We start from the raw sequence: 14,004 nt of genomic DNA on the forward strand, positions 1-14,004 counted from the left end.
GTGTCGTTTACCGCCGAAGTCAAAGACGAGCTCTCACGTGTCGAGCCCAAGCGGCAGTGCTGTCCGCGGGCTGAACTGGCTGCGCTCGTCCGTGTCGAGGGTACGCTCCATATCACGGGACGCGAACGGTATCGCCTTGAGATCGCGACAGAGACAGCTCCGGTCGCCCGCAAGACGATCAAGCTCCTCCACGGGATATACGACCTGAAGACCGAACTCACAGTCCGCCGCAGCGTGCTTCACAAGACTAACAACTACCTCATCACCGTTGTCAGCCAACCGCGCCTTCCGCAGGCGCTAAACGAGCTGGGGATTCTCGATGACTCGACAAATCTCACGTATGGCATCACCCCTCGGCTGGTACGCCGCGATTGCTGTGCGATCGCGTACCTGCGCGGCGCGTTTCTCGGCGGCGGGTTTGTAGCGAATCCGCACGGTGACTTTCACTTCGAACTCACCGCAGAGACCGAGCGGCTCGCGGTCGACCTGGCCGCTCTTATGGGTCGCTTCGGGATACACGCTAAGATCACACAACGCAGAGGGCTTCAAGCGGTATACCTGAAGGGTGCCGAGCCGATTGTCACGTTTCTCGCACTCGTGGGAGCGCATCGCGCGCTCCTTCGCACGGAAGATGTCCGGATCATGAAGTCGATGCGAAACGAGGTGAATCGCCTCGTCAACGCGGAAACCGCAAACATCCAGAAATCTGCTGAGGCCGCGATGACGCAGCTTGAAACGATACGGGTGCTCAAGGCGACACGCGGCCTCGGCACGCTGCCGCCCGCACTTCGCGAGCTGGCCGAGCTTCGGTTGGAGCATCCCGACGTCAGTTTGCGTGAGCTTGGCGAACTTGCGGACCCGCCCCTCTCGAAATCGGCGGTATATCATAGGATTCGGCGTCTCGAGGAGCTTGCGTCGAAACACGGGGCAGTGCGGGAATAGGGTATGAGATTCAAGAACTCGGCAGGCAGGTGTTCGCGCGCGGATCGCGGCGGACGCTCGAGTGGCGGACGCTGAGAGCGAGGGCCACTCCGACAAGGAGGGAGTCACTGTGGCGATCAAAGTGGGCATCAACGGGTTCGGGCGGATAGGCCGCCTCGTCTACCGGGCGTGTGCGGCCGATCCTGCCATCGAGGTCGTGGCGGTAAACGACCTCACCGACGCGAAGACGCTCGCGCACCTTCTCAAGTACGACTCGGTCCATGGGCGTTTTGGCAACGCCGTCGAGGTCACCGATGAAGGTTTTAGTGTCGACGGGAGCTTTGTGAAAGTGCTCTCAGAGCGCGATCCGGCCGTTCTCCCCTGGGGAGCGCTCGGTGCTGAAGTAATCGTTGAGTCCACGGGGTTTTTCACCGACGGGATAAAGGCGCGAGCACACCTCGACGCGGGCGCGTCGAAGGTGGTTATCTCGGCACCGGCGACTAATGAGGACATCACGGTGGTCATCGGGGTCAATGAGGACGAGTACGATGCATCGAAGCATCACATCGTCTCGAACGCGTCGTGCACCACCAACTGCCTCGCGCCGTTTGCCAAGGTGCTCCGTGACGAGTTTGGCCTCGTGCGTGGTTTCATGAACACCATCCACAGCTACACCAACGACCAGGTCACGCTCGACGCGCCGCACAAGGATCTACGGCGCGCACGCACCGCGGCGGCGTCTATCATCCCCACATCGACCGGGGCGGCCAAGGCCATCGGTCTCGTGATGCCGGACATGAAGGGCAAGCTCGACGGGATGTCGATGCGTGTGCCTACCCCGGATGGATCCGTTGTCGACCTTGTCGCCGAACTTGCGCGCGATGTCACCGTCGAGGAGATCAACGCGGCGATGAAGAAGGCGGCGGACGGTCCGATGCGAGGGATTCTCGAGTACTGCACCGACCCGATCGTCTCGGTCGATGTTGTTGGCAACCCCGCTTCCTCGGTCTTCGATTCCCTCCAGACCATGGTCATGGGCGGTGGTTCTGGCAACTTCGTGAAGTGCGTGTCGTGGTACGACAACGAGTGGGGTTACTCCAATCGGGTTAAGGATCTCGTGAAGCTGCTCGTCGCGTAGTGCCGGAGGTGTGATGTTTGACAAGTTGACCGTAAAGGACGTCGATGTCCGCGGTAAGCGGGTGCTTGTTCGCGTAGATTTCAACGTGCCCCTTCACGACGGGTCTGTCGCCGATGACACGCGGATACGGGCATCTCTTCCCACACTGCGCTATCTAGTGGACCACGGCGCGCGCGTCATCGTGATGAGTCACCTTGGACGTCCTGACGGAGCGCCCGACGCCCGATACTCGCTTCGGCCGGTCCGGAGGGTGTTGCAGCACCTCATCGGCCGGAACGTGGCGTTTTCCGACGAGGTAGTGGGTGGCGAGGCGGTCGAAGCGGTCCAGCGCATGGTCGACGGCGAGATACTTATGCTTGAGAATGTCCGTTTTCACCCAGGCGAGAAGGCAAACGACCCCGCCTTCGCTCGTGAGCTTGCGTCCATCGGCGACCTTTACGTCAACGACGCATTTGGCGCGGCCCATCGAGCGCACGCGTCTACCGCGGGACTGGCGTCGTATCTTCCCGCGTATGCGGGTATGTTGCTCGCGCGCGAGGTGGAAACGCTCTCAAGCATGCTCCTGACGCCCGAGCGTCCGTTCGTCGCCATTTTGGGCGGCAGCAAGGTCTCGGACAAGTTTGGAGTGATTGACCGCCTGCTCGAGTGCGCGGACACCCTCATCATCGGAGGCGGCATGTGCTTCACGCTGCTCGTGGCAAAGGGTGTCGATGTTGGCAAGAGCCTTGTGGAAGAAGAGTGGATCGAGCCGGCCAAAGCGATGCTCGCCAAAGCGGCCGGGAACGGTGTCGAACTCATGCTCCCAGTTGACTTCGTGGTGGCAGATGAGATTTCCGACGATGCTGACACCGTGGTTGTCGGCCGTGAGGAGATACCAGCGGACTCGATGGGACTCGACATCGGACCTACCACAGTAGAGCTGTTCAAAGGAGCGATATCCGACGCAAAGACGGTCTTTTGGAATGGACCGATGGGTGTTTTCGAGATGAAGCCGTTTGAATCCGGCACGAAGGCGATAGCGATTGCGGTAGCGCGCAACACCCGCGCGGTTTCCGTGGTGGGCGGCGGGGATTCCGTTGCCGCCCTAAAGAAATTCGACTTGGAGGAGCGCGTCACGTTCGTCTCAACGGGAGGCGGCGCATCGATGAAACTGGTGGAGGGCTCGGTGCTACCGGGTATCGAGGCTCTTCTCGACGCATAGGAGGAACGTGGTGGCGAGACGACCGATGGTTGCCGGCAATTGGAAGATGCACAAGACCGCCGGGGAAGGAGCGATCCTCACCCAGAACATCGAGTCGCTTGTGAGCGGATTTTGGGACGATGTTGATGTCGTGGTGTGCCCGCCGTTCACGGCGCTCAAGAGTGTTTCGACCGTCATAGAGCTCGACAAGCTTACGATGGGCCTCGGCGCACAAGACGTCTACTGGGAGCCCGACGGTGCGTTCACCGGCGCGATCTCAACACGCATGCTCGTCGATCTTCGGTGCGACTACGTGATAGTCGGCCACTCTGAACGCCGAGAGTACTTTGGCGAGACTGACGAGAGCGTGAACAAGAAGGTGCGCGCCGTGTTTTTGGCGGGGATGGTGCCGATCGTGTGCGTGGGAGAGTCACTCGCCACTCGAGAGGCGGGCGATACAGACGCGCACGTGCGAGCTCAGGTTCGCGCGGCTCTTGCGGGTGTGTCCGCCGAGGAGGCCGCGCGAGTGATCATCGCCTACGAACCGATATGGGCGATTGGCACTGGCCGCACGCCCACGCCTGAAAGCGCCAACGACGTCTCCCGCTCCATTCGGGCCACCGTCGGAGCGCTCTTCGGTCAACCGGCGGCGCTCTCAGCGCGTGTACTCTACGGCGGTTCAGTTAAGCCCGAGAATGCATCGATGTTCTTTACTGAACCTGATATCGACGGCGCGCTCGTGGGTGGCGCCGCGCTTGACGCTGGGTCCTTTGCGGCAATCGCCGAGGCTGCTCGGTGACGTACGGGCACAAGCCGCTCGTTCTCATCATCATGGACGGGTACGGTCTGGCCGATCCCGGGCCGGCAAATGCGATCGCGGCGGCGCACACCCCCGTGCTCGACGGGTTGTTCGCGAGTGAGCCGCATACGCGGTTGAGCGCCTCGGGCCGTGCGGTCGGATTGCCTGACGGTCAGATGGGCAACTCAGAGGTCGGGCACCTCAACATCGGTGCGGGGAGGGTCGTCTACCAGGAACTCACTCGGATCGACGCGGCCATCGAGGACGGTTCAATCTTTGAGAACCTGATTCTCGCGGAGACCATCGACGCCACGGTTGCCGCCGGTAACGCCATCCACTTCATGGGGCTCCTTTCTGACGGTGGGGTCCACTCCCACAGGGAGCACCTCTACGCGCTCGTGCGGATGGCTGCGCGTCGAGGTGCCGAACGCATCGCCGTTCACTGCTTCCTCGACGGGCGTGACGTTTCGCCGACATCAGGTGCACGTTTCATCTCCGATCTCAACGAGTTTTTCGCGACCACGGGTGCGGGCGGGATCGCAACCGTCATGGGCCGCTACTACGCGATGGATCGTGACGAACGTTGGGAGCGAATCGAGAAGGCCTGGCGCGCGATGGTCTTAGGCGAGGGTGTGGCGACGGAGGATCCGCTGTCCGCTGTTGAGCATTCGTATGCCACGGGAGTGACGGATGAGTTCGTGCTTCCCATAGTGGTGCACGATGGCGACGCTCCCGTTGCGGTTGTGCGCGAAGGTGACGCGGTCGTGTTCTTTAACTTCCGGCCCGATCGTGCCCGGGAGCTCACGCGTGCGTTCGTGGACGCGTCCTTCGACCACTTCGCACGTCCACGCAGGCCAAAGACACGTTTCGTCTGTCTCACTGAGTACGATCCCACGATCCCCGCGCAGGTTGCGTTTTCAAAAGACATTCCGTCGTGCGTGCTCGCCGACGTGCTCGCCGACTCAGGGCTCCGTCAGCTCCATATCGCAGAGACTGAGAAGTACGCGCACGTCACCTTCTTTCTCAATGGCGGCGCCGAGATCCCCAAGCACGCAGAGGAAAGGATCCTCATCCCTAGCCCCAAAGTCCCCACGTACGACCTCAAACCAGAGATGAGCGCTCCTGAGGTCACTGAGGCGCTTGTCAGGGCGATCGAAGACGCGAAGGCTGATGTCTACATCGTCAACTACGCCAACTGCGACATGGTGGGTCACACAGGCGTGTTCGATGCGGCTGTCGCAGCTGTTCAGACGGTCGACGCGTGTGTGGGCCGGGTCGTCGAGGCGGTGCGGTCCCAGGGAGGCGCCGTGCTTGTCACGGCCGACCATGGAAACGCGGAGTGCATGCTCGAATCCGACGGATCGGGTCCGTTTACCGCGCACACGCTGTCAGACGTTCCGCTGATCGCCGTCGGTACGCAGGCGCGCGCTTTGGCTGACGGGGGCCGACTGTGCGACGTCAGCCCGACGGTGTGCGCGTTGCTCGGCATAGAAGCGCCCCAGGAGTGGACGGGCCGCAATCTGCTGGTATACTAAGCGTTTGCCACGGCGTTGCGGCGCAATCGAACGCGAACAAGGAGAGAGATTCGTGAATGTCCTAGTCGGCCTGCTGCTCATCATCCACATCGTAGCGTCACTGGCGCTCGTGTTGCTCATCCTCCTTCACTCGGGTAAGGGAACCGGGGTCTCGTCGATGTTCTCGGGAGTCATGCCTGCCACCGCGACAGGAACCGGCATCATCGAGAAGAACCTCGACAGACTAACCATCGCCGCTGCGGTCACGTTTACGGTAACTACGCTGCTACTCATGGTGACGTACACGCCAGGTGGTTAGCGCTTGCATCGATTTACGTTACATCGCATCAATAACCGGACCCTACTCAGGGTCCGGTTGCTTTAGATCGTCTACCTCCACTTTCCCTCCGAGCGTCGCGCTTGCCTTCGGACGATACAGGGTAGACACTTAGCGACGGTGCCGCGTGTGGACTCGGTGGTACCCGGTGATCGTCCCCAGCAGAAGGGGAGTTCACCACGCGAAGGGGCAGCGGCTGCAGTGGCCGCTCGTCAAAGGAAGGGAGGCGCTACGTTGTCTGGCAGATATCGCACGTCGCTTGCGCTATTGCTCGTATTTGGACTGGTGTTTTCGGTGTTTGGCGTGGCCGGGTGTGCACCCACCGCGCCGCAGGAGCCGGCGAACGGCGAAGAGCCGTCCGAGGAACCGGTCGCTGGCGGGACGTTCGTGTACTACATCTCACAGCCCGCGTATATCGATCCTGTGAATCTGCAGGAGTCCGAGGGAACCCAGGTAGGCCAGGTGCTCTTCGATAGCCTGGTCACGTTCGACTCACTCACATCTGAGGTGTTGCCCGCTGCAGCGGAGTCGTGGGAGTCCAACGAGGACGCGACCGTGTGGACGTTCAACCTTGTCCAGGGCGCGAAGTTCCACAACGGCCGTGAGGTGACCGCACAGGATTTCAAGTACGCATGGGAACGCATCTGTAACCCTGTGAACGAATCGGAGATCTCGTACCACCTTGCTCCGGTGAAGGGATACGATGAGATGCAGGATGGTACGGCCACCGAGCTTTCGGGTGTGCGTGTCGTCGATGACTATACTCTCGAGGTAACGCTTAACTATGCGTTCGCCGATTTCGAGTACGTCGTTGGCCATCCCGCGCTCGCCCCGGTTCCCGCTGAGGCGGTCGATGCGGGAGAGTTCGGCCGCATGCCGATAGGTAACGGCCCGTTCATGATGAGCGAGCCGTGGGCTGACGATCAGTATGTCAAGGTCGAGAGATTCGCCGATTACTACGGCGATGCGCCCTACATCGATGGAATCGAGTTCAAAATCCTCGCTGATTCAGATACCGCGTGGCTCGAGTTCCAGCAGGGCAACATAGACTTCACGCAGATCCCCACCGGTCAAATCCAGGCGACCGTCGATCAGTATGGTGAGAGCCTGGACGGCTACACCCTCAATCCTGGCAACCAGGTGACGCTCGGGACCGAGCTCGCGACGTACTTCCTGCTCGTGAACAACGAGGTGGAGGCGTTGAGCAACGTCGACGTGCGCCGTGCGATCTCCCTTGCGATAGATCGTCAGGCGATCTGCACGACGATCTTTGAGGACACCCGTGAGCCTGCCACCGGCATCGTGCCCGAGGGCATCTTCGGATTCCAGGAGAATGGCTTCGCGTATGCACGGTACGATGTCGAAGAGGCCAAGTCTTTGCTTGAGGCGGCTGGCTTCCCTGGTGGTGAGGGTATCCCCACTCTCGCACTCGCTTACAACACGGGCGCCGGACACGAAGACATACTGCAGCTCGTCCAAAACGACCTGAAGGCGATCGGGATCGAGACCGAGCTCGAGGGCATGGAGTGGGCGCAGTACCTCGACAAACTCGATGCGAAGGACTACGAGATGGGTCGTCTCGGCTGGATCGCCGACTACCCGATCATGGACAACTTCCTCTATCCGCTCTTCAAGTCAGACAGCGGAGACAACTACACCGGCTACAGCAACCCCGATATTGACGCCAAACTTGAAGAGGCTCGTCGTACCACCGACGACGCAGCGCGCATCGAACTCTATCGCGAGATCGAGCGCACGCTCGGCGAGGATACCCCGCTCATCCCGCTGATGTTCTACCGTCACTTCCATATCGCGTCAGACCGTGTAATGGATGGCGTCTATAGTCCCAAGGGACTGTTCGACTTCGATAAGGTATGGCTTAAGCAGTAGCGAGGATGGAACCCAATCCCGTCATCGCTTGCGCGTGAGTGACGATGCCGGGCCGCCCGTCTGGGCGGCCCGGCGCGTCGTTCGCTAGTAAGATTTGCGCGGTACATCTCGAAACGAGTCGCGATACATGCTTACGTACGCTGTTCGGCGCATACTTCAGATGATCCCGGTGCTCATCGGGGTCACGCTCATACTCTTCATACTCAGGGCGCCTGGCGTACTGCCCGGTGATCCGGTCCGGATGATCACCGGTGAGCGCGCGATCTCGGAAGCGTTGCGCGAGCAGATCGTCGCCAAGCACGCCCTCGATGAGCCGTTGTACGTCCAGTACGCCATCTACGTGCAGAATCTCCTGCAGGGTGATCTGGGCGAGTCGTTCCAACGGGGCCGACCCGTGCTCGATATCCTCGCGGAGAAGTTTCCAAATACGTTGCGGCTTGCGCTCGCCGCCATATTTGTCGAGATCATTCTCGGCATTGCGGCGGGGATCATATCTGCGATCCGGCGGTACTCATTCCTTGACGTCCTCCTGACGCTGTCCACGTCGGTACTCGTGTCAGTTCCCGTGTTCTGGCTCGGGATGCTCTTTCAGATACTCTTCGGCATCAAACTCAAAGAGTGGACAGGCGGCGCGTTTTTCTTGCCTATGTCACAGATGTCATCGAATCAGTTCCCTGACTGGGTCCACATTATCCTTCCGGCCATTACCCTGGCGTCGGTCTCGACAGCGTACGTGGCGCGCATTATGCGCAGCCAGATGCTCGAGGCGATGGGCCAGGACTACATACGCACCGCAGAGGCAAAGGGCCTCACCAGGCGCGCGGTGGTTTTTCGTCACGCGCTCAAAAACGCGCTCATACCTGTCGTCACGTTCATCGGAATCGATTTTGGCGTCATGATGAGCGGGGCCATTCTCACTGAAACAGTCTTTAGCTGGCCTGGGGTAGGACGCGAGATATTCCTCGCTGTAGGCCAGCGTGATTGGCCGATAGTGATGGGCGGGGTGATTGTCATCGTGTTCATCGTGATGATCATCAACCTCATCGTTGATTTGAGTTACGCCCTGCTCGATCCACGCATCAGGTACGGAGGAGGTGCCGGGCGATGACGGTCGCGTCGGCACCGAGCCGCACGCTCTGGGGGGATGCGTGGCGGCGCCTTAGAACGAACCCCTTCGCGATAGCGGGGCTTGTGTGGATCGCTTTCGTAGTCTTGATGGCGTTAAGCGCCGACCTGTGGGTGCCGCAGACCTTTGGTGACCCGCTGGCGGTCAACACGACCCCAGGAGCGAGCCTCGCACCGCCATCGCTTGAGCATCCGTTCGGTACCGACAAGCTCGGCCGCGACGTGTTCTCGCGGGTGGTGTACGGCGCACGTATTTCGCTCACGGTGGGCGTTCTCGCTGTCTCGATCTCCCTCGTAATCGGCCTGCTACTCGGCTCGCTTTCTGGCTACTACGGTCGCCTCGTCGACACCCTCGTAATGCGTTCAGCCGACGTGTTCTTTGCGTTTCCCTACATCCTGTTCGCGATCGCTCTCATCGCGGTGCTCGGCCCGAGCTACCGAAACGTCTTTATCGCGATCGGCATACTCGGCTGGCCGAGTATCGCGCGCGTTTTCCGCAGTTCGATACTCTCAGTCAAAGAAAACGAGTACGTCGACGCTGCTCGTGCGATGGGGGCCTCCGACGTCCGCATCATGTTTCGCCACATCATGCCCAACGCGATCGCTCCGATCATCGTCTACGGGACGATGAGTGTAGGTGGAGCCATAATCACCGAGGCCGCTCTGTCGTTTCTTGGGATGGGTGTCCAGCCTCCGACGCCGTCGTGGGGCCTGATGCTCTCCGATGCCAAATCGCTTATGTTTGCCGCTCCATGGCTCACTATCTGGCCCGGGTTCGCGATTCTGACCACCGTGCTCGCGTTCGTGTTCATGGGCGACGGGCTGCGCGACGCGCTCGATGTGAAGATGAAGGACTGAGCAAATGCCCGCACTTCTTGAGGTCAGAGACCTCCAGACGCACTTCACCACTCGCGACGGTGTCGTCAAGGCGGTCGATCGCGTGACGTTTACCCTTGAGCCCGGGAAGACCCTCGCGGTTGTTGGCGAGTCCGGCTCGGGCAAGTCCGTCACCGCGCTTTCGATCATGCGTCTCGTCGCTGGACCGAAGGGCAGTGTCGTTGGCGGTTCGGTGCTCTTCAAAGGCGAAGACATCCTAAAGATGGACGACGCCGGTGTCCGTAGCTTGCGCGGTGACCGTATCGCGATGATCTTTCAGGATCCGATGACCTCGCTCAATCCCGTGTTTCGAGTGGGCAGGCAGATCGGTGAATCACTCATTCTTCACAAGGGGATGAGCCGTGCGGAGGCGTTCGAACGCGCGGTCGAGTTGCTCGACGTGGTAGGTATCCCTAATCCACGGGATCGCGCCAAAGAGTATCCGCATCAGTACTCCGGAGGAATGCGGCAACGTGCGATGATCGCGATGGCCCTCGCGTGCGAGCCCGACATCCTCATTGCCGATGAGCCTACCACCGCGCTCGACGTGACGATCCAAGCGCAGATTCTGGAACTCATGGTCGCGATGCAGCAACGCACGGGTGCCGCGATCATCATGATCACTCACGATTTGGGTGTGGTGGCCGACCTGGCCGACGACGTCATGGTGATGTACGCCGGCAGACAAGCTGAGTACGGTCAAGCGGATTCGGTGTTCTACGACCCCCTCCATCCGTACACGTGGGGCCTCCTTGACAGTCTTCCCCGGCACGACGTTGACAAGAAGAGCGTGCTCCATCCGATAACCGGACACCCCCCAAGCCTCATCAACGTGCCCCCGGGTTGCGCGTTTCATCCTCGGTGCCCCTACGCGCAGGAGATTTGCGCGAGTACCGAGCCTCCCGTGGTTGACGTGAGCGGCGGGCACGTCTCGGCGTGTCACTTCTCAAGCGACCCTGAGTTTCGCCGTGGGGTCGCTGTCGCGTGCGGCGAGCCGGAGGTGACTTCCGCGTGACTGAGCTGCTGCGAGTAGATAACCTGTGCAAGTTCTTCCCAGTCGAACAGGGGATGCTCGGCAGCAGGATCGGCAGGAAGGTACACGCGGTCGATGACGTCTCGTTTGCGGTGAACGCGGGAGAGACGCTTGGCCTTGTGGGGGAGTCGGGATGTGGCAAGTCGACAACCGGCAGATGCGTGATGCGCCTGCTTGAGCCTACCTCGGGCACGGTGACGTTTGGCGGCCAGGACGTGGGCTCGATGAGGCGTGCGGCGCTCAAGGCGTTCCGCCGCGACGTGCAGATCATCTTCCAGGATCCGTATGCCTCGCTCAATCCGCGAATGACGATCGGGGAGATCGTTTGGGAGCCACTCGTGGTGCATGGCATTGGCACGCGGGATGATCGGCGCAACCGCGTCAAGGAGCTTCTCGAGGTTGTCGGTCTTAATCCGGAGCACATCAACCGGTACCCGCACGAGTTCTCCGGCGGTCAGCGTCAGCGCATCGGCATCGCACGCGCTCTTGCGCTACAGCCGCGGCTCATCGTATGCGACGAGCCGGTCTCAGCCCTCGACGTCTCGATACAAGCGCAGGTCGTGAACTTGCTCGACGATCTTCAGGACCGCTTCGGACTCACCTACCTCTTCATCGCGCACGATCTCTCTGTCGTACGTCACATCTCGGATCGCGTTGCGGTCATGTATCTCGGCAGGATTGTGGAGATCGGCGAGTGGCGGGGTCTCTATGACTCCCCGCACCACCCATACACGCAATCTCTTCTCTCAGCTGTGCCGGTGCCCGATCCCGTGAAGCAAAAGACGCGCGAACGCATTATCCTCTCAGGCGACGTGCCCAGTCCCATCGACCCGCCGTCCGGGTGCCGATTCCACACACGCTGTCCGATAGCGCAGTTGCCGAGGTGTCGCGACGAGGTTCCCGAGCTTCGCGAGGTTGCCTCTGGACATCGAGCCGCGTGCCACTTCGCATCCCCGAATCCCATCCCGCTAGGCGGGCAGGTACACGGCGGCCAGACGCGTTAGACTTACGTGCGGATACGCCACGATGCGAAGGAGACGCCAGTGCGCCCGGATCCAGCCGAGAGAATCGACTCACGTGCAGTAACCGTGTGGCGCGTCTCAGGGGCCGCTGAGACGCTCGTAACCGCCATTGCTGCCGGAGTCGCGTACGGATTGGCGGCAGCGGGTCTCATTCAGATATGGGTCGCGTTGGCCGTCTCCGCCGTCGCAGTCTTCGTGGCGGTGATCTCGGTGGCGATCGTGCCGAGGGTGAGGTGGCTCCGATGGCGCTACGAGGTCACCGAAAGCGAGATATACCTCCTGTACGGGCTCATCGTGCGCACCCGTACTTTGATCCCGATGACCCGCGTTCAACACGTCGACACGAAGGCCGGCCCGCTTCTGCGAGCCTTCGGTCTCTCCAGCGTGACGGTAGCGACGGCCGGTGGCGAACATGAGATACCGGCTCTCGCAGATGAAGTGGCTGACGATCTGCGTGACCGCATCGCCACGCTCGCCCGGGTGAGTGAAGATGTGGTCTGAGCCCCGACGCGCACATCCCGCTGGCGTTCTCGTCTATTCGGCCAAGTTCCTCGGCTTTTTAGCCGCGCCGGCGGTAGTGTTGATGGCGTCTGTGGGTGGAGGAAGAGGTGACGGCGCCGCGCCTCTTCTCGCAGTAGCGGCGATCGCAGCCGCGATCGTGCTCGGGTTGCTTGGCACGGTGGCGCTCGCGTGGGCGGAGTGGTACCGCTTCACCTTTCATATCGAGGACGGGACGCTTAGAGTCGAGCACGGACTCATCATTCGCAAGAGCACACGGCTCACGCCCGAGCGCATACAGTCGATCGACATGAGGGCCAACCTGCTCTTTCGCGTTCTTGGTCTCGTTACCGTCAACGTTCACACCGCGGGCCGAGGCAGCGCGCCAGAGGTCTCTATCCCGGCGCTGACCGAGGAGGACGCACGCGGGTTCACAGCCGCGCTGCGCGTCCGCGAGAGCATGCGGTCTTTGGCGACCGGCGGCGACGGCAGCATCGAGGCAACCCCGCGCACGTCCGGACCTGTGTGGCGGTTGTCGACGAGAGAGACGTTGCTCGTTGGCGCGACGTCCTCGGCGGGCATGCTTGCATTCGCAGCGTTGATGCCGATAGTTGGAGGTTTTGCGCCGGTGCTGTTTGCGGACACGCCTCTTGCGGCTGTTACGCCGTTTGGATCACCGATGTTCTTTCTGTTCGCGGGCGGGATGCTCGCGGTGATGTTGCTCATCGGTTGGGTCGTGGGAAGCGTATCGACCGCACTTGCGTACTGGGAGTTTGCGACAGAGCGGGCGGGTGACGAAGTACGTGTCGAACGTGGCCTCTTGCAGCGTGAGAGCAGGAGCGTGCCTCTCGATAGGATTCAGGCGGTCCGGCTGATCGAAAGCCCGTTGCGTCAAGCACTCGGCCGGGTAACCGTGGGCGTCGACGCAGCGGGGATCGCCGCGGCTTCCGAAGGGCAAAGCTCGGGACCGACGATATTGCACCCGCTCATCGTCCGGGCCGACGCCGTGCGATTTGCCGACCTCATGGCGCCAGGCCATAGTGCCGCCCCTCTTCGAGGACTGCCGAGCGCCGCGCGCAGACGTTACGTGCTTGCCTCCGCCGTTGGCCCCACTGTCCTCGCCGCGGTGCTCACTGCGCTCAGCCCGTGGGGAGCTCTCTCGCTCGTTCTTCCCGTCGCCGCGGCCGCGTGGGGTGCGCTCGCGTACGCTGATGCTGGATGGAGCGTGCACGGGGGAGTGCTCGCGCTCCGTTACCGCAACGTGGCGCGCACCTCCGTGCTGATCCGGCGGCAGCGGATACAGTCGGTCTCGGTGAGCCAGAACCCATTGCAGAGGATAGCGGGACTCGGGACGCTCGCCGTTCGCATCCCGTCAAGTCCTGCGCCTGCGACGTTCACGATTAGGCACATCGGTTTTGCCGACGCGCGCCACGTCCTCGAGTGGGTGTCAGACGGGGTCGAGCCATAGCGTGTCCCGCCAGAGATCCCGGCCTGAAATCCCGCTGGCACGCCCCCGATGAGTACGTTATACTGTCGTCCGTCGCGCTCACGGGCGTGGCAAGTCGTCCGAGTGGCGGAATGGCAGACGCGCTAGGTTGAGGGCCTAGTGTCCCTAGGGACGTGCGAGTTCAACTCTCGCCTCGGACACCATGAATGATCAGCGGCTTCTCT

General features: G+C 61.5%; 13 protein-coding genes and 1 tRNA gene. All 14 read left to right on the forward strand.

All coding sequences use genetic code 11. From position 1 onward, the window contains the following. The 14 genes from whiA to KGZ40_07570 all read left to right on the forward strand — a co-directional run bounded on the left by whiA (position 1) and on the right by KGZ40_07570 (position 13,983). Complete coding sequence (gene whiA / locus KGZ40_07505) at positions 1-942, forward strand: DNA-binding protein WhiA (GenBank protein ID MBS3957359.1); 942 nt, start codon at positions 1-3, stop codon at positions 940-942. Between the two features lie 109 nt (positions 943-1,051). Then, positions 1,052-2,059: a type I glyceraldehyde-3-phosphate dehydrogenase gene (gene gap / locus KGZ40_07510; protein MBS3957360.1), complete on the forward strand. Its 1,008-nt coding sequence runs from the start codon at positions 1,052-1,054 to the stop codon at positions 2,057-2,059. A gap of 13 nt (positions 2,060-2,072) precedes the next feature. Further along, on the forward strand, positions 2,073-3,260 hold the full coding sequence (locus KGZ40_07515; GenBank protein MBS3957361.1) for a phosphoglycerate kinase: 1,188 nt from the start codon (positions 2,073-2,075) through the stop codon (positions 3,258-3,260). Positions 3,261-3,285: 25 nt separating this feature from the next. After that, positions 3,286-4,038, forward strand: a complete 753-nt coding sequence (gene tpiA, locus KGZ40_07520) for a triose-phosphate isomerase (protein ID MBS3957362.1) — start codon at positions 3,286-3,288, stop codon at positions 4,036-4,038. Further along, complete coding sequence (gene gpmI, locus KGZ40_07525; protein ID MBS3957363.1) at positions 4,035-5,573, forward strand: 2,3-bisphosphoglycerate-independent phosphoglycerate mutase; 1,539 nt, start codon at positions 4,035-4,037, stop codon at positions 5,571-5,573. Before tpiA ends, gpmI begins: the two co-directional genes overlap by 4 nt. Positions 5,574-5,625: 52 nt before the next feature. Further along, positions 5,626-5,871, forward strand: coding sequence for a preprotein translocase subunit SecG (gene secG, locus KGZ40_07530; protein MBS3957364.1), 246 nt, complete (start codon positions 5,626-5,628; stop codon positions 5,869-5,871). Between the two features lie 252 nt (positions 5,872-6,123). Continuing rightward, positions 6,124-7,779 (forward strand): ABC transporter substrate-binding protein, encoded by a 1,656-nt coding sequence (locus KGZ40_07535; GenBank protein MBS3957365.1) that lies wholly within the window; start codon positions 6,124-6,126, stop codon positions 7,777-7,779. Between the two features lie 127 nt (positions 7,780-7,906). Beyond that, positions 7,907-8,887 (forward strand): ABC transporter permease, encoded by a 981-nt coding sequence (locus KGZ40_07540; protein ID MBS3957366.1) that lies wholly within the window; start codon positions 7,907-7,909, stop codon positions 8,885-8,887. Continuing rightward, positions 8,884-9,762 (forward strand): ABC transporter permease, encoded by an 879-nt coding sequence (locus tag KGZ40_07545; protein ID MBS3957367.1) that lies wholly within the window; start codon positions 8,884-8,886, stop codon positions 9,760-9,762. Before KGZ40_07540 ends, KGZ40_07545 begins: the two co-directional genes overlap by 4 nt. 4 nt (positions 9,763-9,766) lie before the next feature. Continuing rightward, entirely contained in the window at positions 9,767-10,795 is a 1,029-nt protein-coding gene (locus KGZ40_07550; GenBank protein MBS3957368.1) for an ABC transporter ATP-binding protein, read from the forward strand. Beyond that, positions 10,792-11,817 (forward strand): dipeptide ABC transporter ATP-binding protein, encoded by a 1,026-nt coding sequence (locus KGZ40_07555; GenBank protein MBS3957369.1) that lies wholly within the window; start codon positions 10,792-10,794, stop codon positions 11,815-11,817. Before KGZ40_07550 ends, KGZ40_07555 begins: the two co-directional genes overlap by 4 nt. A gap of 39 nt (positions 11,818-11,856) precedes the next feature. Next, a complete protein-coding gene (locus tag KGZ40_07560) occupies positions 11,857-12,336 on the forward strand; it encodes a PH domain-containing protein (protein MBS3957370.1) in 480 nt (159 codons plus the stop codon). Beyond that, a complete protein-coding gene (locus tag KGZ40_07565) occupies positions 12,326-13,801 on the forward strand; it encodes a PH domain-containing protein (protein ID MBS3957371.1) in 1,476 nt (491 codons plus the stop codon). The genes KGZ40_07560 and KGZ40_07565 overlap by 11 nt, the downstream gene beginning before the upstream one ends. Positions 13,802-13,897: 96 nt before the next feature. Next, positions 13,898-13,983, forward strand: a tRNA-Leu gene (locus KGZ40_07570). Positions 13,984-14,004: the final 21 nt, after the last annotated feature.

This window comes from Clostridiales bacterium (genome assembly GCA_018333995.1).
Taxonomy (GTDB): domain Bacteria; phylum Actinomycetota; class Coriobacteriia; order Anaerosomatales; family SLCP01; genus JAGXSG01.

Excerpts from the sequence above, each read along its gene's own strand:
- KGZ40_07550 (MBS3957368.1), top strand. The coding sequence starts at position 9,767 with ATGCCCGCACTTCTTGAGGTCAGAGACCTCCAGACGCACTTCACCACT.
- KGZ40_07565 (MBS3957371.1), top strand. The coding sequence starts at position 12,326 with ATGTGGTCTGAGCCCCGACGCGCACATCCCGCTGGCGTTCTCGTCTAT.
- KGZ40_07515 (MBS3957361.1), top strand. The coding sequence starts at position 2,073 with ATGTTTGACAAGTTGACCGTAAAGGACGTCGATGTCCGCGGTAAGCGG.
- tpiA (MBS3957362.1), top strand. The coding sequence starts at position 3,286 with ATGGTTGCCGGCAATTGGAAGATGCACAAGACCGCCGGGGAAGGAGCG.
- KGZ40_07540 (MBS3957366.1), top strand. The coding sequence starts at position 7,907 with ATGCTTACGTACGCTGTTCGGCGCATACTTCAGATGATCCCGGTGCTC.
- KGZ40_07545 (MBS3957367.1), top strand. The coding sequence starts at position 8,884 with ATGACGGTCGCGTCGGCACCGAGCCGCACGCTCTGGGGGGATGCGTGG.